The sequence below is a fragment of the Stenotrophomonas sp. WZN-1 genome (genome assembly GCF_002192255.1).
Classification (GTDB): Bacteria; Pseudomonadota; Gammaproteobacteria; order Xanthomonadales; family Xanthomonadaceae; genus Stenotrophomonas.
On the sequence record NZ_CP021768.1, the window covers coordinates 666201 to 688555 of the forward strand.

The 22355-nt window shown below is 67.6% G+C and carries 20 protein-coding genes; 19 read left to right on the forward strand and 1 reads right to left on the reverse strand.

Translation table 11 applies throughout. The features are described 5' to 3' along the window. The first annotated feature begins 67 nt into the window (after nt 1-67). The 15 genes from CCR98_RS03035 (at nt 68) to pncB (ending at nt 16287) form a co-directional block, all read left to right on the forward strand. On the forward strand, nt 68-1921 hold the full coding sequence (locus CCR98_RS03035) for a S8 family peptidase (protein WP_087921482.1): 1854 nt from the start codon (nt 68-70) through the stop codon (nt 1919-1921). 136 nt (nt 1922-2057) lie between these two features. Then, complete coding sequence (gene gspE, locus CCR98_RS03040) at nt 2058-3779, forward strand: type II secretion system ATPase GspE (RefSeq protein WP_087921483.1); 1722 nt, start codon at nt 2058-2060, stop codon at nt 3777-3779. A gap of 24 nt (nt 3780-3803) precedes the next feature. Continuing rightward, on the forward strand, nt 3804-5024 hold the full coding sequence (locus CCR98_RS03045) for a type II secretion system F family protein (RefSeq protein WP_014035932.1): 1221 nt from the start codon (nt 3804-3806) through the stop codon (nt 5022-5024). Nucleotides 5025-5073: 49 nt separating this feature from the next. Next, nucleotides 5074-5517 carry a type II secretion system major pseudopilin GspG gene (gene gspG, locus CCR98_RS03050; RefSeq protein ID WP_087921484.1) on the forward strand — a complete coding sequence of 148 codons (444 nt, stop codon included), beginning with the start codon at nt 5074-5076 and terminating at the stop codon, nt 5515-5517. A gap of 6 nt (nt 5518-5523) precedes the next feature. Continuing rightward, nucleotides 5524-6018, forward strand: coding sequence for a GspH/FimT family pseudopilin (locus CCR98_RS03055; RefSeq protein WP_087921485.1), 495 nt, complete (start codon nt 5524-5526; stop codon nt 6016-6018). Then, nucleotides 6015-6434, forward strand: a complete 420-nt coding sequence (locus CCR98_RS03060) for a prepilin-type N-terminal cleavage/methylation domain-containing protein (RefSeq protein ID WP_087921486.1) — start codon at nt 6015-6017, stop codon at nt 6432-6434. The genes CCR98_RS03055 and CCR98_RS03060 overlap by 4 nt, the downstream gene beginning before the upstream one ends. After that, the gene (locus tag CCR98_RS03065; RefSeq protein ID WP_087921487.1) at nt 6431-7063 is read left to right on the forward strand and encodes a type II secretion system protein J; all 633 of its coding nucleotides are present in this window, start codon (nt 6431-6433) and stop codon (nt 7061-7063) included. The genes CCR98_RS03060 and CCR98_RS03065 overlap by 4 nt, the downstream gene beginning before the upstream one ends. Beyond that, nucleotides 7060-7923 (forward strand): general secretion pathway protein GspK, encoded by an 864-nt coding sequence (locus CCR98_RS03070; protein WP_087921488.1) that lies wholly within the window; start codon nt 7060-7062, stop codon nt 7921-7923. Before CCR98_RS03065 ends, CCR98_RS03070 begins: the two co-directional genes overlap by 4 nt. Beyond that, a complete protein-coding gene (locus CCR98_RS03075; RefSeq protein ID WP_087921489.1) occupies nt 7920-9065 on the forward strand; it encodes a PilN domain-containing protein in 1146 nt (381 codons plus the stop codon). Before CCR98_RS03070 ends, CCR98_RS03075 begins: the two co-directional genes overlap by 4 nt. Beyond that, nucleotides 9046-9756, forward strand: coding sequence for a type II secretion system protein GspM (gene gspM / locus CCR98_RS03080; protein WP_232463112.1), 711 nt, complete (start codon nt 9046-9048; stop codon nt 9754-9756). Before CCR98_RS03075 ends, gspM begins: the two co-directional genes overlap by 20 nt. Beyond that, nucleotides 9746-10534, forward strand: coding sequence for a general secretion pathway protein GspN (locus CCR98_RS03085; protein WP_087921491.1), 789 nt, complete (start codon nt 9746-9748; stop codon nt 10532-10534). The genes gspM and CCR98_RS03085 overlap by 11 nt, the downstream gene beginning before the upstream one ends. A gap of 9 nt (nt 10535-10543) precedes the next feature. After that, nucleotides 10544-12751: a type II secretion system secretin GspD gene (gspD, locus tag CCR98_RS03090; RefSeq protein ID WP_087921492.1), complete on the forward strand. Its 2208-nt coding sequence runs from the start codon at nt 10544-10546 to the stop codon at nt 12749-12751. Nucleotides 12752-13309: 558 nt separating this feature from the next. Continuing rightward, a complete protein-coding gene (locus CCR98_RS03095) occupies nt 13310-14161 on the forward strand; it encodes a glycosyltransferase (protein WP_087921493.1) in 852 nt (283 codons plus the stop codon). Next, a complete protein-coding gene (locus tag CCR98_RS03100) occupies nt 14158-14997 on the forward strand; it encodes a glycosyltransferase family 2 protein (RefSeq protein WP_087921494.1) in 840 nt (279 codons plus the stop codon). The genes CCR98_RS03095 and CCR98_RS03100 overlap by 4 nt, the downstream gene beginning before the upstream one ends. 108 nt (nt 14998-15105) lie before the next feature. Continuing rightward, entirely contained in the window at nt 15106-16287 is a 1182-nt protein-coding gene (gene pncB / locus CCR98_RS03105; protein ID WP_087921495.1) for a nicotinate phosphoribosyltransferase, read from the forward strand. A gap of 16 nt (nt 16288-16303) precedes the next feature. Here the strand turns inward: pncB and CCR98_RS03110 are convergent, their stop codons facing one another. Further along, nucleotides 16304-16669: a hypothetical protein gene (locus tag CCR98_RS03110; RefSeq protein WP_087921496.1), complete on the reverse strand. Its 366-nt coding sequence runs from the start codon at nt 16667-16669 to the stop codon at nt 16304-16306. A gap of 459 nt (nt 16670-17128) precedes the next feature. On the opposite strand from CCR98_RS03110, the gene CCR98_RS03115 reads away from it, so the two are divergent. The 4 genes from CCR98_RS03115 to CCR98_RS03130 all read left to right on the forward strand — a co-directional run bounded on the left by CCR98_RS03115 (nt 17129) and on the right by CCR98_RS03130 (nt 22164). Further along, the gene (locus CCR98_RS03115; protein WP_014035945.1) at nt 17129-17668 is read left to right on the forward strand and encodes a fimbrial protein; all 540 of its coding nucleotides are present in this window, start codon (nt 17129-17131) and stop codon (nt 17666-17668) included. Between the two features lie 85 nt (nt 17669-17753). Beyond that, nucleotides 17754-18482, forward strand: a complete 729-nt coding sequence (locus tag CCR98_RS03120; RefSeq protein ID WP_087921497.1) for a molecular chaperone — start codon at nt 17754-17756, stop codon at nt 18480-18482. A gap of 92 nt (nt 18483-18574) precedes the next feature. Next, entirely contained in the window at nt 18575-21139 is a 2565-nt protein-coding gene (locus CCR98_RS03125; RefSeq protein WP_087921498.1) for a fimbria/pilus outer membrane usher protein, read from the forward strand. Next, nucleotides 21130-22164: a fimbrial protein gene (locus CCR98_RS03130; RefSeq protein WP_087921499.1), complete on the forward strand. Its 1035-nt coding sequence runs from the start codon at nt 21130-21132 to the stop codon at nt 22162-22164. Before CCR98_RS03125 ends, CCR98_RS03130 begins: the two co-directional genes overlap by 10 nt. The last annotated feature ends 191 nt before the right edge of the window (nt 22165-22355 follow it).

Genomic DNA, 22355 nt, shown 5'->3' on the forward strand with positions numbered 1-22355 from the left:
CCGGGAGTCGTCAAGGAATGATGGCCGCAGTGTTGGTTCGATCCATGACCCAGAAGAGGAATTCGACGTGATCAAGAAGCAGAACCTTCGCATCAATGTGCTTGCCGCCGCCGTGCTGTCGATGACGGCTGTCGGGGCCGTCCACGCCGCCGGCCTGCCGACCCGTGAGCCGGTGCGCCAGGCCAGCACCGCCGAGCCGGGCACCCAGCGCATCATCGTCAAGTACCGTGCCGGCACCGCTGCGGCGGGTGACCGTTCGGCCAAGCTGTCCACCGTGCAGTCGGCGCTGACCCGCGCCAGCCTGTCCGGTGGCACTGCCCGGGCCAGCACGCTCGGCCCGCAGGTCGTGCGCAAGCTCGGCATCGGCGCCGATGTGATCCGCCTGCAGGGCCGCCTGGCCCCGGCTGAACTGCAGCGCGTACTGAAGGAGCTGAAGGCCGACCCTGCCGTGCAGTACGCCGAGGCCGACGTGAAGCTGCGCCGCAGTGAACTGCGCGCGGGCGACGTGCAGCCGGCACTGGCGCCGAACGACCCGTACTACCAGCAGTATCAGTGGCACCTGCACAACGCTACCGGCGGCATCAACGCACCGTCGGCGTGGGACGTGTCGCAGGGCGAAGGCGTAGTGGTGGCGGTGCTCGACACCGGCATCCTGCCCCAGCATCCGGACCTGGTCGGCAACCTGCTGGAAGGCTACGACTTCATCAGCGATGCCGAGACCTCGCGCCGTGCCACCGACGACCGCGTGCCAGGCGCGCAGGATTATGGCGACTGGGTCGAGAACGACAACGAGTGCTACAACGGCTCGCTGGCCGAAGACAGTTCGTGGCACGGTACCCATGTGGCCGGCACCGTTGCCGAGCAGACCAACAATGGCGTTGGCATGGCCGGCGTGGCGCACAAGGCCAAGGTGTTGCCGGTCCGCGTGCTCGGCAAGTGCGGTGGCTACCTGTCCGATATTGCCGATGCCATCACCTGGGCCTCCGGCGGTACGGTGACGGGCGTCCCCGCCAACGCCAATCCGGCCGAGATCATCAACATGAGCCTGGGCGGCAGCGGCAGCTGCGATGGCACCTACCAGGACGCGATCAACGGCGCGATCTCGCGTGGCACCACGGTGGTCGTGGCGGCGGGCAACGAAACCGACAACGCCTCCAAGTACCGCCCGGCGAGCTGCGAGGGCGTGGTGACCGTGGGTGCCACCCGTATCACCGGCGGCATCACCTACTACTCCAACTACGGCACCCGCGTTGACCTGTCCGGGCCAGGCGGTGGTGGCAGTGTCGATGGCAACCCGGGAGGCTATGTGTGGCAGTCCGGGTCCGATGCGGCCACCACCCCGGAGTCAGGCAGCTACAGCTACATGGGGATGGGCGGTACCTCGATGGCTTCGCCGCACGTGGCCGCCGTCGCTGCACTGGTGCAGAGCGCGCTGATCGCCAAGGGCAAGGATCCGCTGGCCCCGGCGGCGATGCGCACCCTGCTGAAGGAAACCGCACGTCCGTTCCCGGTCGCCATTCCGGCGGCCACCCCGATCGGTACCGGTATTCTCGACGCCAAGGCCGCGCTGGCCAAGGCACTGGAAGAACCGTGCACCGAGAACTGTGGGCCGGTGGCGACGCCGCTGACCAACAAGGCCGCGGTCGGTGGCCTCAGCGGCGCTGCCGCCAGCAGCCGCCTGTACAGCTTCGAAGCTGTCGCCGGCAAGCAGCTCAGCGTGATCACCTACGGTGGCACCGGCAACGTCTCGGTCTACATCGCCCAGGGACGCGAGCCGAGCGCCAGCGACAACGACGGCAAGTCGACCCGTCCCGGCACGTCCGAAACGGTACGGGTGAACAAGCCGGTGGCCGGCACGTACTACATCAAGGTGGTGGGCGAAGCCGCCTACAACGGTGTGAGCATTCTCGCCACGCAGTAAGCACCTCGTGTCGTAGTTGAATGGCCGAAGCCCGTCATCCTGTGTGACGGGCTTCGTCTTTTTACGAAAGGTGGCCGCAGGGCGGCGGAAATCACGGCTTAACTGCTAAAGTCGGGCCGATTGACAGGAGAGTCACGTGAACGCGCTCGCTGCAACCGTTACCGACGACGCCGAAGGCCGCATCCTGGATGCGTTGCTGGCGCGCGGCCGGCTCAAGGAAGGAGACCTGGCACGCGCGCGGCCGTTGCACGCCGAGGCCGGTGGCAGCCTGCTGGGCCTGCTGGTGCGCCTGGGCCTGGTGTCTGAACGCGACCAGGCACAGGCCAGCGCCGAGGTGCTGGGCCTGCCGCTGCTGGAAGGCAAGCAGGTGCCGGAGGCCCCGCCGCAGGCGCTGGCCGAGGGGCTGCCGCTGTCGCTGCGCTTCCTGAAGCAGTTCCACGTGTGCCCGCTGGAATTGGATGAACACGGGGTGCGGCTGTGGCTGGCCGATGCCCACGACGCCTATCCACAGCAGGCCGTGCAGCTGGCACTGGGCGTACCGGTGACGCCGGTGCTGGGCATGCGCGCGGAGATCGATGATCTGGTCGAGCGCTGGTTCGGCCAGGGCCGCAGCGCGATGGGCGCGATTGTCGAGACTGCCGACGGTGAAGGTGGTGCGGTGGACGACATCGAACACCTGCGCGACCTCGCCTCGGAAGCGCCGGTGATCCGCCTGGTCAACCTGGTGATCCAGCGAGCGGTCGAGCTGCGCGCTTCGGATATCCATGTCGAGCCGTTCGAGAGCCGGCTGAAGGTCCGTTACCGCGTCGATGGCGTGCTGGTGGAGGGCGAAAGCCCGCCGGCCAACCTCACTGCCGCAGTGATCAGCCGCATCAAGATCATGGCCCGGCTCAACATCGCCGAGCGCCGCTTGCCGCAGGACGGCCGCATCATGCTGCGCGTGCAGGGCAAGGAGCTGGACCTGCGCGTAAGCACCGTGCCTACCGCGCATGGCGAAAGCGTGGTGATGCGCCTGCTGGACCGCGAAACGGTGGTATTCGATTTCCACCGCCTTGGCTTCACCGACGCCTTCCTGCCGCAGTTCCGCAAAGTGCTGGAACAGCCGCACGGCATCCTGCTGGTGACCGGCCCCACCGGCTCGGGCAAGACCACCACGCTGTACACCGCGCTGAGCCAGCTCAACACCGCTGACGTCAAGATCATCACGGTCGAGGACCCGGTCGAATACCAGATCGAGGGCATCAACCAGATCCAGGCCAAGCCGCAGATCGGCCTCGATTTCGCCAACGCCCTGCGCAGCATCGTCCGCCAGGATCCGGACATCATCATGATCGGCGAAATGCGCGACCTGGAAACCGCGCGCATCGCCATCCAGTCGGCGCTGACCGGCCACCTGGTGCTGTCCACCCTGCACACGAACAATGCAGCCGGTGGCATCACCCGACTGCTCGACATGGGCGTGGAAGACTACCTGCTCACCTCCACCATCAACGGCATCCTGGCCCAGCGCCTGGTGCGCCGGCTGGAGCCGACCCACGCCGAGCGCTATGCCGCTTCGCCGGAGGAGATCGAGCGGTTCGAGCTGCGCCGCCTGCAGCCGGAAGGGCCGATCCACCTGTATCGCCCGAAGCCCTCAGCGCTGGCGCCGACCGGCTACCTGGGGCGCACCACCATCATGGAATTCCTGGTGATGAACGATGCGCTGCGCCGTGCGGTGATGCGTCGCGATGGCATGGGCGAGATCGAGCGCATCGCCCGCGAAGCTGGCATGCGCACCATGTACGAAGATGGCCTGTCCAAGGCGTTGAGCGGGCAGACCACCATCGAGGAAGTGCTGCGCGTGACCGAGGAAAGCTGATGCGCGCAGGACGCCGGGGCTGACATGCCGAACTATCGCTACAAGGCGCTCAATCCGCATGGCGAGGTCTTCGACGGGCAGATGGAAGCGGCCAGCGAGGCCGAGCTGATCGCGCGCCTGCAGGACCAGGGCCACCTGCCGATGGAGACGCAGCTGGCCGATGCTGGCGCGATCGGTGGCAGCAGCTGGCGCAACCTGCTGCAGCAGCGCCCGCTGCAGGGTGCCGCATTGCTGCAGTTCACCCAGCAGCTGGCGACCCTGCTCGGTGCCGGCCAGCCGCTGGATCGCGCGCTGTCGATCCTGCTTGGCCTGCCCGAGGACGAACGATCACGCCGCGCGATCACCGACATCCGCGACGTAGTGCGCGGAGGTGCACCGCTGTCCACCGCGCTGGAACGCCAGCATGGGCTGTTCTCGCGCCTGTACGTGAACATGGTGCGTGCCGGCGAGGCCGGTGGCAGCCTGCATGAAACCCTGCAGCGCCTGGCCGACTACCTCGAGCGCAGCCGCGCGCTGCAGGGCAAGGTCATCAACGCACTGGTCTACCCGGCGATCCTGCTGGTGGTGGTCGGTGGTGCACTGTTGTTCCTGCTTGGCTATGTGGTGCCGCAGTTCGCGCAGATGTACGAGAGCCTGGACGTGGCACTGCCGTGGTTCACCAACGCCGTGCTGCAGCTGGGCCTGTTCGTGCGCGACTGGTGGGTGCTGCTGCTGGTGGTGCCGGCGCTGGTGGTGTTGTTCTTCGAGCGCAAGGCGCGGCAACCCGCGTTCCGGCTGGCGCTGGACGGCTGGCTGCTGCAGCGGCGTGGCATCGGCCGCCTCGTCGGCGAGCTGGAAACCGCGCGGCTGGCGCGTACGCTGGGGACGCTGCTGCGCAATGGCGTGCCGCTGCTGGGTGCGCTGGGCATCGCCCGCAACGTGCTGGGCAACCGCGCGCTGGCCGCCGACGTGGAAACGGCTGCCGATGAAGTCAAGAACGGTGCCGGGCTGTCACTGGCACTGTCGCGCGGCAAGCGGTTCCCGCGCCTGGCCCTGCAGATGATCCAGGTCGGCGAGGAATCCGGCGCGCTCGATACCATGCTGCTGAAAGCCGCCGACACGTTCGAACAGGACAGCGCCCGGCGCATCGACCGCATGCTGGCGGCGATGGTGCCGGCGATCACCCTGGTGCTGGCCTCGGTGGTCGGCGCGGTGATCGTGGCCGTGCTGGTGCCGCTGTACGACCTGACCAATGCCATCGGTTGACGATGGCACTCCCTGCAACCCCGACACTCCGCAACTGAAAGGACCGACCATGATTGCCCGTCGCCGACCGATCCGCCTTTCCTTCACCGCCGCGCGCAACCAGTCGGGCATGAGCCTGCTGGAAATCATCATCGTCATCGTGCTGATCGGTGCGGTACTGACCCTGGTCGCCAGCCGCGTGCTGGGCGGCGCCGACCGCGGCAAGGCCAACATCGCCAAGGCGCAGGTGCAGACTGTCGCGTCCAAGATCGACAACTACCAGATCGACACCGGCAAGCTGCCGGGCACGCTCAACGACCTGGTGACGGCACCGGCCGGCGTCGGCGGGTGGCTGGGCCCGTACGCCAAGCCTGCCGACCTGAACGACCCGTGGGGCCATGCGCTCGAATACCGCGCGCCGGGCGAAAGCCAACCCTATGAGCTGGTCAGCCTGGGCAAGGATGGCAAGGCCGGCGGCAGCAGTGTCGACGCTGACATCCGCTACCAGCCGTAACCGCGCATGACGTATTTCCTGCCGCGCCGGTTGCCCCACCCGCGCCTGCACGGCAGGCGCGCGGCCGGACTGTCGCTGCTGGAAATGCTGCTGGTGATCGCACTGATCGCGGCGATCGGCCTGATCACGGCCGCTGGCCTGTCGCGCGGTTTCGCCGGCATGCAGCTGCGCAGCGCCGGCAAGGACATCGCCAACCAGCTGCGCATGGTGCGCGCGCAGGCAATCGCCCGCGGCGAACCGCAGCGCTTCGTGATCGAACCGGCACGGCGCCGCTGGGAAGGGGCCAACCAGCGCCACGGTGAGGTCCCGGCACAGCTGCAGGTGAAGTTCGAAGGTGCCGCCCAGCTGGCCACCGCGCCGGGGCAGGGGGTAATCGAATTCCATCCCGATGGTGGCTCCAGCGGTGGTCGCATCCGGTTGCAGCGCGACGGTGCCGAATGGCGCGTCGACGTCGGCTGGCTGACCGGCGAGGTCCGCTCCGGCCCCTGGCGGGCGCAATGAAGCGGCGCGCGCGTGGCTTCACCCTGCTGGAAGTGATCATCGCCTTCGCCCTGCTGGGCTTGGCGTTGACCCTGCTGCTGGGCAGCCTGTCCGGCGGCGCCAGGCAGGTACGTGATGCCGAGCTGCGCACGCGCGCGGTGCTGCATGCACAATCGTTGCTGGCCGAGGCCGGTGTCGACGCGCCGTTGCAGGTGGGCAGCCAGCAGGGTGACTGGGAACAGGGGCGCTATCACTGGGAACTGCAGGTTCAGCCGTGGGTGGAGCCACGCGCCGGCAACGTCGTGCAGGCAACGTCACCGGGCACCCCATGGCTGGCGGAGCTGCAGTTGCAGGTGCGCTGGGGCGACAGCGAGCGCGAGCAGCTGCGCTGGCGCAGCCTGCGCCTGTTGCCGCCCGACCTGGAGAATGCACGGTGAGGCGCCGCGCCACAGGTTTCACCCTGGTCGAAGTGATGCTGGCCACCGTGCTGCTGGCCGGCGGCCTGGCACTGGCCTTTGCCAGCGTGCGCTCGGCGATGGCGGTCAGCCAGCGCGGCGAGCAGATTGCCGCCGAAAGCGAACGCATGCGCGCGGTCGAGTCGCTGCTGCGCAGGCAGTTGGCGGGCGCACTGCGCATCCCGCTGGAGGTCCCGGACCCCACCCGCGAACCGGTCTTCTTCCAGGGCGAGGAGCAACGCATGTTGTTCGCTGCCGACCTGCCCGGCTACCTCGGCCGTGGCGGCCCCTACCTGCACGCGCTGCAGGTGGACGGACGCGATGGTCGGCAGCGCCTGCTGCTGGACCTGGTACTGCTGCAGGAAGGCGAGCGCATCGCCGAGAATCCGCCGCGCCCGCCCGAGGTGCTGGTGGAGAACCTGAAGTCGGTGCAGCTGCGCTATCGCGGCATCGATGCCAGCACCGGGCAGGTGACCGACTGGCTGCCGCGCTGGGACGACACCCGCCGCCTGCCGATGCTGGTGGAAATCCAGATCGTGCCCTCCCGGGGCGCACCGTGGCCGCCGCTGGTGGTGGCGCCGCGTGCCGGCGGCAGTGGAGGTGCACGATGAGCCGTCAGCGTGGGGCGGCATTGGTGCTGGTGCTGTGGCTGATCGCGTTGATGACGGCGCTGGTCGGCGCGTTCGCGCTGAGCGCACGGGTCGAGCACCTGCAGCAGCGCGTGCTGGATGACGATGCACGCGGGCAGGAACGTGCGCGCGCTGGCCTCGAATATGCCCTGCTGCGTCTGTCAGCCGATCCGCAACGGGCGCCCTGGCGTGCCGATGGCCGTACCTACCGTTGGCAGTTCGACGACGCCAGCATCGAGATCAAGGTGCTGGACGAGAACGGCAAGATCAACCTGAACCTGGCCGATGCGGCGCTGCTGACGGCCTTCCTCAAGGCGCTTGGCGAAGACGATGCCCAGGCCCGGCAGTTGGCCGGGGCCATCATCGACTGGCGCGACGAAGACAGCCTGCTGCAGCCGGGCGGTGGCGCCGAAGCGCAGGACTACGCCGCAGCCGGATTGCCCTACGGCCCGCGCAACAAGCGGTTCGAGACCCTGGGCGAGCTGCAGCGGGTACTGGGCATGCGCGGACCGCTGTACCGGGCGATGCTGCCGCACCTGACCCTGTACAGCCGCCAGGCACGGCCGGATCCGCAGTTCGCCAGCGCGCCGGTGCTGACCGCGCTGGGCCTGGATGCGGACATGGTGATGGCGCAGCGCGCACAGCAGGAGCGTGATGCAGATTCCGCTGGTGGCACGCCAACGCTTGCCAGCAGCAGCGGCACCTATAGTATCGAGTCCGTTGCCATCGACAGCAGTGGACGCAGGTCGGTGTTGCAGGCAGTGGTACGCAGTGGCTCGGGCGGGGTTCCCGGGCGGACCTACACAGTGCTTCGCTGGGAGCAGGGAATGACAGCAAGATGACGGCGTGGCAGGACACTCTGCGGCAGGTGCAGGGCCGGATCGGCCCGGGCGCTGGCCGTTTCCTGCGCTGGTGGCGGCAGTCGCTGCTGGCCTGGGTGCCGGTGCGCTGGCAATGGGCATTGGGCTGGGGCCAGGCACGCCTGCTGCTGCAGCACGAGGGCGACCAGCTGCAGGTCTGGCGTGAAGCCGGCGAACGCCGCGAAGCGGTGGCGCGCCTGCCGTGGCCGCTGTCGCCGGTGGACCTGGACCGCGTGCTGGAGCCTCGCCTGCGCACTCTGCCGCGGGTGTGGCTGTTGCCGGCAGCGGACGTCCTGCGCCGTAGCCTGCGCCTGCCCGCTGCAGCGGCCGACCGCCTGCGTGCCGTGGTCGGTTTCGAGATTGACCGGCAGACCCCGTTTGAATCGTCCCAGGTCAGTTATGACGTGCGTGAACTCGGCGCGGGCGGCGAAGGCCAGCTGCAGGTCGAACTGGTGGCGTGGCCATTGCGGCAGCTGGACGCATGGCGCACCGGTGTGGGCCCATGGGCCGATGCGCTGGCGGGCGTCGATGCCATCGATGCGCAGGGCAACGTGCTGCAGGTGAACCTGCTGCCGCCCGCGCAGCGCCAACTGCGGCCAGACCCGATGCGGCGCTGGAACCTGCTGCTGGCCGTGGCTGCCGTGGTGATGCTGGTACTGGCCGCGGTGCAGCTGCTCGACAACCGCCAGGCCGCCGCCGATGAGCTGCGTGAACAGGTCGAGCGCAGCGCGCGCAGTGCGCGTGGCGTGGCCAGCGAACGCGCGCAACTGCAGGCGCTGATCGATGGCGCCGCGTTCCTGGAGAAGCAGCGCAGCCAGCGCGCCGGTACCGTTGAGATCTGGAACGAACTGACCCGGCGCCTGCCGGAAGGTACCTACCTGGAAAAGCTGGCGATCGAGAACAACAACCTGCAGCTGATCGGCCTGAGCCGCGAGGCATCGCAGCTGGTGCAGCTGCTGCAGGACGCACCGCAGTGGCGAAAGGTCAACCTGACCGGGGTGCTGCAGGCCGATGGCGCGGCCAGTGGCCGCGACCGCTTCACCATGACCGCCGAACTGCAGCCGTTGCCGGCTGCCGCACCGACCCCGGAGGCGGCCGATGCCGATGCCAAGCGCACGCCGTGACCGCTGGCTGGCGCTGGCACTGCTGCTGGCAGTGCTGGGCCTGGCCTATCTGCTGCTGGTGCACCCCTGGTTCACCCAGCCGCTGCGGGCGATCGATGACGATGTCGCCGCCCTGCGCGAACGCGAGTCGCGCGTGCAGGCGCAGCTGCAGCAGCAGCCGCAGATCGAACAGCGCCTTCGCGCTACCCGCGAGGCACTGCAGCAGCGGCCGGGCTTCCTGCGCGAAGCCACTGCCGAAGCCGCCGCCGCTGCATTGGGCGCCCGCCTGCAGGATGCAGTGGCGATGGCCAGCCCGGGCAACCGCAGCTGCACCATCAGCAACCGCACGCCGCTGACCGACAACCGGCGCGATGCCGAGTTCGTGCGCGTCGCCATGCAGGTGCGCCTGCGCTGCGGCGTGGCCGAACTGGCCACCGTGCTGCACAGCCTGGAAACCGGCAGCCCACGCCTGTTCGTCGACAACCTCAACCTGATCGCGCAGCGCTTCCAGCAATCGCCGAACGAATCGGGGCTGGGCCTGGACGTGTCCTTCGAGCTGGCCGGCTATCTGCTGCCAGCTGCCGCCGACGGCACGGTTGCGGCACCCGCTGCGGCACCGGTACCGGCACCACCAGCTTCGCCGGACGAGGCCGCACCCGCGCCCAATCCGGCGGCCCCGTCCGACGGGCAGGAGGTGGCCGATGAAGCTTGAACAGATCAGCCTGCGCACCGGCTTCCTGCTGGCGTTGGCCGGTTGGGCGGCCGCCGTCTGGCTGGCGACCGGCTTCGGGCTGGGCAGCCAGCTGCCAGGTGCGGATGGCGACGCCGATGCAGTGCCTTCGCTGCCGGTGCTGCCGCCGTTGGCCGCCGAACGCATGGCCAGCGCCGACAGCTACAGCGCGATCAGTGAGCGCCCGCTGTTCGCCGAGGATCGCAGGCCGCGGCCGTATCTGCTGGGTGGCAGCGAACCGGCGGCCAGCGCCGCGTTGCGCCTGACCGGCGTGCTGCTGACCGGCGATTTCGGCATGGCCACGTTCACCACTGAACAGAACCGCTCGCTGCGCCTGCGCCTCAACGGCGAAGCCGTGGATGGCTGGCAGCTGGTGGCGCTGCAGCCGCGCCAGGCCACGGTGATCGGCCCTGGTGGCAACCAGGTCCTCGAACTGGCGGTGTTCAACGGCCAGGGCGGTGAGCCGCCGACGGTGCTGCGTGGTGCCAATGGTGCACCGCCTGCAGGTGCGATCGTTGTGCCGCCCCCGGCGGGCGCTCCGCCAGCGCCGCCACCGGCCGCGGCAACCCCGTCGCCGTCGCCCGCTGGCAATGCATCAGCGCCTGCGGCGACAGCTGCAAAAACACCACCGGCCAACAACAACGGTCCCAGCGAAGCGCAGATGCAGGCCATCCGCGAACGCATCCAGGCCCGTCGCCGCCAGCTGCAACAACAGCAGCAACAACCGTCGCCGCCCCCGGGCGATGGCACCAACCGATAGAGTGAATGCATGAGCCTGCGTTTTCTTCCCTGGTCCTTTGCCCTCGCGCTGCTGGTCGGCTGCAGTACGGTGTCCGCGCCGCACGTGCAGCGCAACGGCAACCTGTCGCCCAGCGCCGACGCCGGCCAGGCGGCCGACGTCGCTGCCGATGCCGCGCGTGAAAGCCAAGGGGCACCGCAGGCGGTGATCCGCCGCGGCACCGGCACGATGATCAACCGCGAGGCCGCGCGTGCGCCGGCACCGGCGCTGCATGGCGCCAGCACCGGCGAGGCGACCTTCAACTTCGAAGGCGAATCGCTGCATGCGGTGGTCAAGGCCATCCTTGGTGACATGCTCGGCCAGAACTACGTGATCGCACCAGGCGTGCAGGGCACGGTCACCCTGGCCACGCCCAAGCCGGTCTCGCCGGCGCAGGCACTGAACCTGCTGGAGATGGTGCTGGGCTGGAACAACGCGCGCATGGTCTACAGCGGTGGGCGCTACAACATCGTCGCCGCCGACCAGGCGCTGGCCGGCACCGTCGCGCCGAGCACTGCGCCGGCGGCCAGTGCGCGCGGCTTCGAAGTCCGCGTGGTGCCGCTGCAGTTCATCTCCGCCACCGAGATGAAGAAGGTGCTGGAGCCGTACGCGCGCCCCAACGCCATCGTCAACGTGGACAGCGGCCGCAACGTGATCACCCTTGGTGGTACCCGCGCCGAGCTGGAAAACTACCTGCGCACCGTCGAGATCTTCGACGTCGACTGGTTGTCGGGCATGTCGGTTGGCGTGTTCCCGATCCAGTCGGGCAAGGCCGAGCAGGTCGCGGCCGACCTGGAAAAGGTGTTCGGCGAAGAGAGCAAGACGCCCAGCGCCGGCATGTTCCGTTTCCTGCCGCTGGAGAATGCGAACGCCGTGCTGGTGATCACGCCGCAGGTCCGCTACCTGGACCAGATCCAGCAGTGGCTGGATCGCATCGACACCGCTGGTGGCAGTGCCCGCCTGTTCTCCTACGAGCTGCGCTACATCAAGGCGCGTGACCTGGCCGAGCGTCTCAGCGAGGCCTTCGCCAGCAGTGGCAACCGCAGCGGCTCCAGCCCGGCCTCGCTGGCACCGGGCGCCATTCCGTCGCAGCTGGGCGGCGACGGCGATCGTGGCATGGACAACAGCAGCGGCAACCTGGGTTCGACGCTGGGCGGAACCAGTGGTAGTGGCAGTGGCAGCAGCAATGGCAGCCTGAACCTGCCGCAGCGCCAGCCCGGCAACGTCAGTGTCAGCCTGGAAGTGGAGGGCGACCGCGTCGGCGTGTCGGCAGTGGAGGAAACCAACACGCTGCTGGTGCGCTCGACGCCGCAGGCCTGGCGCTCGATCCGCGAGGTGATCGAGAAGCTGGACGTGATGCCGCTGCAGGTGCACATCGAGGCACAGGTGGCCGAAGTGGCGCTGACCGGTGACCTGAAGTACGGCGTGAACTGGTTCTTCGACAACGCCGTGGCCGGTCGCACACTGACCGGCGCGCTCAGCGGCCTGACCCTGCCGCCGGCCGCTGCGGGTGCCTGGAATACCTTCGCGGGTGGCGTGACCGGCAATGATGGTGTGGGCTGGGCATTCACCGGGCACAATGCCGCCGCCGTGGTCAGCGCGCTGGACAAGGTGACCGACCTGCGCCTGCTGCAGACGCCATCGGTGTTCGTGCGCAACAACGCCGAGGCCACGCTCAACGTCGGCGACAAGGTGCCGATCAACACCACCACGGTGAACACCGGCGTGGGCACCAGCACCTACAGCTCGGTGCAGTACATCGACACCGGCGTGATCCTCAAGGTGCGCCCGCGCGTGACCCGCGACGGCACCGTGTTCCTGGACATCGTGCAGGAAGTCAGCAGCGCCTCGGACGTGCCCGAGGCCTGCAACCCGACCGAGCGCAACTGCAACCCGCGCATCTCGACCAAGAAGCTGTCCACCGAAGCGGCGGTGCAGAGCGGCGACACCATCATGCTGGCGGGCCTGATCACCGATTCGGCCACCGACGGCAGCAGCGGCATCCCGGGGCTGAGCAGGATCCCGGTGGTCGGTGCGTTGTTCGGTCAGAAGACCCGCACCAGCCGTCGTTCGGAAGTGATCGTGCTGCTGACCCCGACCATCGTCCGCAACAGCCAGGAATCGCGCAACCTGACCGACGAGTACAGCAAGCGCTTCCGCGCGATGGAGCCGCTGAACCAGCCGCGCGCGAAGAAGTAAGGGGTTACGGCCGGGCTGCGCCCGGCACCCGCCGAAGCAACGGCCGAAGCAATAGCAACAGCAACAGCAACGGCGGGCATTCCGTGGGATGGCGGGGCGGTGTGGGTTGGCAGGACACGCCGTAAACCCGTCCATGGGGGCTCGATGGCGCCATCCATGGCGCCAACGGTCCTGCCAACCCACACCGCCCCACCTCTGACAGATTCCCGCGGCTGTCGGTAGGTGTCGACCTTGGTCGACACGGTAGATCCACGCCATGCGTGGATGAATGTCTGTCAGATTTCGAAATCAGGAAATGGGGTCAGATCCGTTTTCCTCTGGAAAACGGATCTGACCCCAGCCTTTGCCGGCGGATCGCAGAAATCTGTCGAAGGCGCGACCGAGCCTACAGGGACGTATTTACGGCGTCCCCCGCAACCGGACCCACCCCGCCATCCCCAAGGAACCCGCCTTTGCTTCGGCTGTTGCTGTTGCCTTGGCCTGAAGCAGGCGCCGGGTGCAACCCGGCCGATACCCTCCCGGTGCTACGCTGTGGCCACCGACAACCACGGAGGCGGGATGGGGGCGATCGTGTTGTTGCCGCTGTGCGTGGACGATGCCGCGCTCGACCGCTGCCTGGCCGCACTGGATGCCGGCACGGCGCCAGGGACCGCGGTCTGGTTGGCCGATGACGCACAGACCGGGCCGCGCGCACAGGCGGTGGTGGAACACTGGTTGGCGCATACGCCGCTGCAGGCCGAGTACACCCGGCGCGCGCGGCCATTGGGCGAAGTCGCCCATCTGGACGAGATGCTGCGCGCCTGCGATGGCCTGGACGTAGCCGTGCTGGCGCCTGACAGCGTGCCATCACCCGGCTGGTTGCAGCAGCTGCAGGATGCCTTCGCCCGCGATGCCGCGATTGCCACCGCGACCCCCTGGTGCAATGCCGGCGAGACCGCAGCGTGGCCACGGCTGGGCGAGATCAATCCCGAACCGCAGGACCCGGCCCTGCTGGCGCACACCTGCGCGACGTTGCCGACGCTGCACCCGGAGCTGCCATCGGCGGTCACCCACGCGGTGCTGGTGCGCGGCAACGCGCGCCGTCGTGCCGGTGGCCTGGACGTGGATAGCTATGCGGGCTGGAACGCGGCACTGGTCGACCTCAGCCTGCGCATGGCCGGCCTTGGGTGGCGCAACGTGCTGTGCGAGACCGCCTTTGTCAGCCGGGCAGGGGAGGCGGTCAGCCGCGATGGCGATCTGGAGGCCCTGGCAGCGCGCTGGCCGGCCTGGGTACCGCGGCTGGCCGACTTCCTCATGCACGATCCACTGCACGGGCTGCGCGCCGACCTGCAGCAGCGCATGCGGCAGGCGATAATGCCGAAGGAACAGGGCGACCTGTTCGTCCCGTCCGTGCCGGAGCCACCCGTTTGAATGTTGCCATTGCCGCCATCGTCGTCACCTACCAGAGTGGCAGCACCATCGATGCCTGCCTCTCGCGCCTGCGCCAGGCGCAGGATGTGGCGGAGATCCGGGTGATCGACAATGGTTCGCTGGATGGCACCCTGGACATCGTGCAGCGGCATGCCAGCCACGATCCGCGCGTGCGCTTCGTCGGCAACCCGGACAATCCCGGCTTCGCCGCCGCCAACAACCAGGGCGTGGCCGACTCGCACAGCCCGTGGCTGGCCTTCATCAACCCGGATCTGATGGTCGAGCCGGACACGCTGGCCGAACTGCGCTCCCGCGCCGAAGCGCTGGGCGACTGCCTGCTGGGCGTTGAACAGGTGGACGAGCATGGCCATGCCGACGAGGCGGTGCGCCGCCGCGACCCGGATTTCCTGATGATGCTGCGTTCGCCCGGCAAGGGCTCGAAGCTGGCGGTTCCGCGTGCGCCGCACCAGGCGCTGCAGCGGGTCCCTGCGCTGTCCGGCGCACTGCTGATGATGCCGCGCGCGCTGTTCGACCGTATCGGTGGCTGGGACGCGGGCTATCGCCTGCACGCCGAGGACCTGGACCTGTGCCGGCGTGCACGCGAGGCCGGCGCGGTGGTGGCGATCGCCAACGACCTGCAGGTGACCCATGTGCGCGGTGTCTCCAGCCGCTCACGGCCGTTCTTCGTGGAATGGCACAAGCACAGGGGCCTGTGGCGTTACTTCCAGAAGTTCGAGGCCGGGCAGCGTTCGCTGCCGGTGCGCGCGGCGGTATGGGCTGCGATCTGGGCGCATGCGCTGATGCTGGTGCCACGCCTGCTGCGCAGGTCGCTGTAGCGCCGCAGGAGCATCCACGCATGGCGTGGATCTACCCATGTTGTTCCTCGTGAGCCGGGCGTGGCCGCAGGCACCCCGGTTCACCCTGCCGGGCGCATAATCCGCTCCATGCCTATCATCCAGTCCCTGCTCGACACCGACCTGTACAAGTTCACCATGATGCAGGCGGTGCTCCACCAGCACCCCGGCGCCCAGGTGCAGTACCGGTTCAAGTGCCGTACGCCCGGTATCGACCTGGCAAGCTACATCGACCAGATCGACGAAGAAATCGACCACCTGTGCAGCCTGCGCTTCAGCGACGCGGAGCTGGACTACATGCGTGGCCTGCGCTTCGTGAAGCCGGATTTCGCCGATTTCCTCGGCCTGTTCCATCTCGACCGCAAGTACATCCAGCTGCGCGCATCAAAGGCCGTGCCCGGTGAGATCGAACTGGACATCACCGGCCCGTGGCTGCACACCATCCTGTTCGAAGTGCCGTTGCTGGCGATCATCAACGAAGTCTGGTTCCGCAACACCACCACGGCCGATTTCGCCGAAGGCGAGCGCCGCCTGCAGGCCAAGGCCGCGCTGCTGCGCGATACCCCCGGTTTCGAACAGTGCCGCATCGCCGACTACGGCAGCCGCCGCCGCTACTCGCGGGATTGGCACGCCCGTCTGCTGCCGCTGCTGCGCGACGCGCTCGGTCCGCAGCTGGTCGGTACCAGCAACGTGCACTTCGCGCGCCTTTACGGCATGACGCCGCACGGCACCATGGCCCATGAGTACCTGCAGGCGTTCCAGGCCCTCGGCCCGCGCCTGCGTGATTCGCAGGTGGCGGCACTGGAATCGTGGGCGCGCGAGTATCGCGGCGACCTCGGCATCGCGCTGTCCGACGTGGTCGGCCTGGACGCGTTCCTGCGCGACTTCGACATGTACTTCTGCAAGCTGTTCGACGGCGTGCGCCATGACTCCGGCGATCCGTTCGACTGGGGCGACCGCATGCTGGCGCATTTCCAGCAGCGCCGGGTCGATCCGCGCAGCAAGGTGCTGGTGTTCAGCGATGGGCTCGACATCGCCAAGGTGATGCGCCTGTACGACTACTTCCGCGGTCGCTGCCAGGTCGCGTTCGGCGTCGGCACCCACCTGACCAATGATCTGGGTCCGACGCCGCTCAACATCGTCATCAAGATGGTCCGCTGCAACGGCCAGCCGGTGGCCAAGCTCAGCGATTCGCCGGGCAAGAGCATGTGCGACGACCCGGGTTACCTGGCCTACCTGCGCCAGGTCTTCGAGTTGCCGCAGCCGGAGTAAGACCGGCCTGCAGGGCTTACAGGTAGTCGACGACCACCAGGTAAGCGCCCTGCAGCGGCTGCTGCTTCGAAGCCTGCACGCTGTAGCGCTCGGAGAAGGCGATATCGCCGGCGCGCATCGCGCTGGCCGACACCGACAGCTTCTGGCCCTGGCGCTTGCCATCGCGCAGCGTCGCGGCCTGGCCATCGGCCAGTGCCGTCACGGCCACCGTCGAGCCCTTGGCTGACGGCGGGCAGGCCGCCAGGCTCAGCTCACCCTGGGACAGGTTCGTCGTGCAGCCCGGCTCGGCGATGCGGCCGCTGAAACGAATGTTGCCGCTGCTGGCCTGGGCCAGCGCGCTGACGGACATCAGGGCCACACACAGCAGAATGGAATTCCTCATGACACGTTCTCTGGTTCGGTGTGTCCTAGTTAGCGACAGGTTCGATCCGCCTTTAATAGGACAAATCCGAATCTGCTAGGGCCATCACCAAGAAAGAGTGATGCGCATCAAATAAGCTGATTTCCACCTGAAAAAGGCCGGTTTCCGCGCCTGCCGAACACGCCGCTCAACACGAGATTCACGGTCGTTTATGACCCGGCCGTCCCATCGTCAACACCTCCACGCTCCCCCGGTGCCAATTTCGCCTACCACGTCACATTTGGAGCGTCAATGAATTGGCGTTCAGAAAAATAATGAGACTTTCATCACAGTTGTGCCTATACTTGCGTCACGGATTCAGGGGAAGGTATGTCCGAGTCCGGCCACAGGTGAGACGCAAGGATGGGTCTTGTTAGCCCGGCAGTGCTCCTTGCTTCCTCCTCTACTTCTCATCTCTTCAGTAGGGTTAGGTAAAAGCGAATGCACAAGATCAATCTCATTGCCGCTGTGATGCTGGCCGCCGCTCCGCTGGCCGCCAACGCCGCCGACGGCACCATCACCTTCAATGGCAAGGTGACCGACAAGACCTGCACCATCTCGACCCCGGGCGGCAAGGACTTCGCCGTCAACCTGCCGACCGTGTCCAAGAACACCCTGGCCACCGCCGGTGCCGTTGCGGGCCGTACCCCGTTCGCCATCAACCTGACCAAGTGCAGCGCCGGCAACGTCGCCACCTACTTCGAGCCGGGTTCGACCGTCGACTTCAACAGCGGCCGCCTGGTCAACCAGGCCTCGGCCAACGCTGCCACCAACGTGCAGCTGCAGCTGCTGGGCTCGAACAACCAGTTCCTGCCGATCAAGGCTGCTGGCGCTGGCCTGGCCCAGACCAACTCGCAGTGGGTCACCGTCGGCACCGACGGCTCGGCCGACCTGAACTACTACGCTGAGTACTACGCCACTGCCGCCGCCACCCCGGGCGACGTCACCAGCAGCGTCAAGTACACGATCATCTACAACTGATCGTAGCCGTACCCGCACTGGCCGGCGTACGCGCCGGCCAGTGCTCCGCGGCCCCTGGCCACACCCCTCGAGCGTAGTACTTCCGATGAAAGCACTCTTTCCCCGGGCGCTGCTGCTGGCAGCGTTCACGCTGCCCTTCTGCCAGAACGCACTGGCCGGCGTGGTGGTCAATGGCACGCGAGTGATCTATCCGGCGCAGGCGCGCGAAGTCACCGTGCAGGTCGACAACGTGGGCGATTCGCCGGCGCTGGTGCAGGCCTGGATCGACAGCGGCGACGCCAACCAGACTGCCGATACCAGCGATGCACCGTTCGTGCTGACGCCGCCGATCGCGCGCGTCGAGCCGGGCCGCAGCCAGGCGCTGCGCCTGATCTTCTCCGGCGCACAGCTGCCGACCGATCGCGAGACGGTGTTCTGGCTCAACGTGCTGGACGTGCCGCCGTCGCCGGACAACGCCGACAGTGGCGAACAGAATTACCTGCAGGTCGCGTTCCGTTCGCGCCTGAAGCTTTTCTACCGGCCGCAGGGTCTGAAGGGCGTCGCCAACGACGCACCGGCAGCGCTGCGCTGGACCCGCACGGGCGACCGCCTGCGGGTGGAAAACCCGAGCCCCTTCCACGTCACTCTGGCCGAAGTGCATGCCGTGACCGGCAGCAGTGAAAAGGCCGTCGAGGACAAGGGCGCGATGGTCGCGCCGAAGCAGAGCCTGGAGTTCGCCGCACCGGTGGGCACCGACCAGGTCCGCTTCATCACCATCAACGACTACGGCGGCCGGGTCGAGCACACCATCCGCCTCGGCAGCACCGGGGGCTGAACGCGCCGCGCGGGCCATGGGCCTGCGCATCCCGCCACCGCCGCCGTGCGGCGAATTGAAGGAATGTCAGTGTGATCGGAAACAGATTGACATTGTCGATCCATCAGGCACTTTGCCTGCTGGTTGTTGGTGCAGCCTGCCCAGGATGGGCGCTGGCTGCTCCGGCCAATCTCGGCGAACAGGCGCTGATGGCGCAGAGTGGTGCGGCCAATGCGCGTGCACCGGAATCGGCCCAGTTCAATTCCAGCTTCCTGTCCGGCCAGGCCAAGCAGGTCGACCTGGCGGCCTTCAGCAACGGCAATCCGATGGTGGCCGGCAGCTACCGCGTCGATGTCTACGTCAACGGTGCCTGGCAGGGTCGTCGTGACCTGCAGTTCAAGGCCGATGCACAGGGCCGCGTGGAAGCCTGCCTGCCGCTGCCGATGCTGGAAGAAATGGGCGTGGACAGCGAGGCTGTGCTGCTGCAGCAGGACCCGACGCTGCCGACCGACAAGACCAGCTGCGTGCCGGTGCAACAGCGCATGGCCAATGCCTATGGTGTCTACGACAGCGGCAACCTGCGCTACGACCTCAGCATCCCGCAGGTGTTCCTGCGTCGCGAGGCGCGCGGCTACGTCAACCCGGCGCTGTGGGACCGCGGCATCAATGCCGGCTTCGTCGGCTACAGCTTCAATGCCATCGACAGCGACAGCCGCGTCGAAGGTGGCCAGCGCAACCGCAGTGCCTACCTCGGACTCAACGCCGGCCTGAACCTGGGTGGCTGGCAGTTCCGCCACGATTCCAACCTGACCTGGTCCGAAGGCGACGGCCGCCACTGGCAGAGCATCGCCACCTATGCGCAGCGCGGCATCCCGCAGGTGCGCGGCATGCTCACCATCGGTGAGGCCTACACGACGGGCGAGCTGTTCGACTCGATCGGTTACCGCGGTGCCAGCCTGGCCAGCGACGACCGAATGCTGCCCGATTCGCTGCGCGGTTACGCGCCGGTCGTGCGCGGCATCGCCGAGACCAACGCGCGCATCGAAGTGCGCCAGAACCAGCAGCTGATCTACTCCTCCACCGTGTCGCCGGGCAGCTTCGTCATCGACGATCTGTACCCGACCGGCTACGGCGGCGACCTGGAAGTGAGCGTGATCGAGGCCGATGGCCGCCGCCGCGAATTCAAGGTGCCGTTCGGTTCGGTGCCGCAGATGCTGCGCGAAGGCGTGTCGCGCTACGCGCTGACGGCCGGCCAGGTGCGCAACAAGCTGTTGGCCGACGAGCCGTGGCTGGTGCAGGGCACCTACCAGCGCGGTATCGGCAACCAGCTGACCCTGTACGGTGGCAGCGCGCTGAGCGACGGCTACCTGTCGCTGCTGTACGGCGTCGGCCTGTCCACGCCGGTCGGCGCGTTCGCTGCCGACGTCACCCATGCACGTACCTCGTTCGACCACTACGGCAGCCATACCGGCGCCAGTGTGCGGCTGAGCTACAGCAACATGATCGGCGAGACCGGGACCAACCTGACCCTGGCCGCCTACCGCTACTCGACTGAAGGCTTCTACAGCCTGCAGGACGCACTGTATGGCCGTGATTCGGACAAGCGCGGCATCGACCCGACCACCCGTGGCCGCCAGCGCAGCCAGTTCCAGGTAACGCTGAACCAGCCGCTGGGCCGTCGCGGCGGTGCGCTGTACGTGACCGGTTCGGTGCGTGACTTCTATGACCGTTCCGGCACCTCCAAGCAGTACCAGGTGGGCTACAACAATGCCTGGCGCTCGGTGAACTACGGCTTCTCGGCGCTGCGCACCGAAGAAGGCGTGCTGGGCCGTTCCGACACCCAGTACCTGCTGTCGATGAGCGTGCCGCTGGGCCGTGGCACCCACCCGGTGTCGTTCAGTGCCGATCTGGGCGTGCGCGACCGCGGTGGCTACGACAACAGCCGCGTCGGCATCACCGGTTCGGCCGGCGTCGACAACAACTTCAGCTACGGCGCAGCCCTGTCCGATTCCCGCGAGGGTGGCACCACCGCGATCGCCAATGCCGAATACCGCAGCCGCTACTCCGCATTGAACGCCACCTACAGCCACTCGCGTGATTTCCGCCAGGCCTCGGTCGGCGCCAACGGCAGCGTGGTCGTGCATCCGGGCGGCTTCACCTTCACCCCGCAGCGTGGCGACACCATGGTGCTGGTCGAAGCGCCGGGCGCGCGCGATGCGATCGTCAGCAACGCCCCGGGCCTGCGCGTCGATGGCCGCGGCTACGCGGTGGTGCCGTACGTGTCGCCGTATCGACTCAACACCGTCACCCTCGATCCGCAGGGCATGGCCCACGACGTCGAGCTGGAAAGCACCAGCCAGTCGATCGCACCGTTCGCCGGTGCCATCAGCTACCTGCGCTTCGATACCCGCAAGGGCAACGCGCTGCTGATCCAGGTCCGCAACACCGACGGCCGCAGCATGCCGTTCGGTGCGCAGGTCAAGGATGAGCAGGGCCAGCCGGTGGGCATGGTCAGCCAGGGTGGCCGCCTGTACGTGCGCAGTGAAAAGAACCAGGGCCGCCTGCTGGTGGAGTGGGGTGCCGGTGCCGACCAGCGCTGCACCATCGACTACCAGGTTCCGGCGGGCGCCGATGCGTCCAAGACCGGCTTCATCCCGCTGGAGGCAACATGCCGATGATCTCTTCCCGTGGCCGCAAGGCACTGACAGCCCTTGCACTGCTGGGCGGCGTGCTGCTGGCACAACAGGCCAGCGCGTCGTGCCGCATCCAGTCCAGCTGGTTCACCGCGCAGGACGTGACCATGGACATGGGCCAGATCGTGATCCTGCCCAGCACCCCGGTCGGTGGCGTGATCAAGGAAATCAGCGAATCGATCACCCAGCAGAACAGCGTTGCGCGCTGCGACTGGTCCGGTGGCCGTTCCATCGGTGAGTACGTCAACGCGGCGCAGCGGCGCCCGGTCGCCGGTTTCTCCAATGTGTATGAAACCGACGTCCCGGGCGTGGGCATTCGCCTGTTCCGCGATTCCGGCGCCATCCAGACCTACTATCCGCACTCCATCAACTTTGCCGGCAATGCCACCATCTCGCTGATCGGCGGCACCTTCCGCATCCAGCTGATCAAGACCGCCGCGCAGACCGGCTCGGGCGTGATCGCGCCGAACGGCCGCTTCACCACCTACTACTTCGACGGTGATGGTGCCAGTCGTCCGGTACTGACCTCGACCTTCAAGGGCTCGGGTACCACCGTGGTCAGCCCGACCTGCGAAGTGCAGGCCGGCAGCCGGAACATCGCCGTCGACTTCGGCAGCGTGCCGAACACCACCTTCACCGGTGTCGGTTCGCGCGCGGTCAATCGCGACTTCGAGATCCGGCTGAACTGCCAGGGCAGCAACGTCGCCGCCTACCAGAGCAAGATCGGCATCCGCCTCGATGCCGACCAGGACAGCTCGAACATGCCGGGCGTGCTGAAGCTCAGCGCAGCCAGCAACAGTGCCACCCGCATCGGCATCCAGATGGTCCAGCGCGATGGCACCACCGAGCGTGAAGTGCGCTTCGGCCAGACCATCAATGTCGGCACCACCGCGCCGGGCACCAGCGTCATGGCGCTGCCGCTGCGCGCGCGCTATGTGCAGACCCAGGCCGGTACGGTCGGCGCCGGTGTCGCGAACGGCCAGGCCACGTTCACCATCCAGTACGAGTAAGCCGGCTCCAGGCCGCGCCACTGCTGCGTTCCACCGCAACGTCGCCCGTTCCACGGGCGGCGTTGACTGCGTCTTGATCCTGCAACGATGAAGATCGATGCCACGACGCGCATACAGACGCCTTAGTGTGATGTATGTCGCGAATTTGGAGTTTCCTCATGAGGTGACCGTCTCCTGCCTTCGGGTATTGG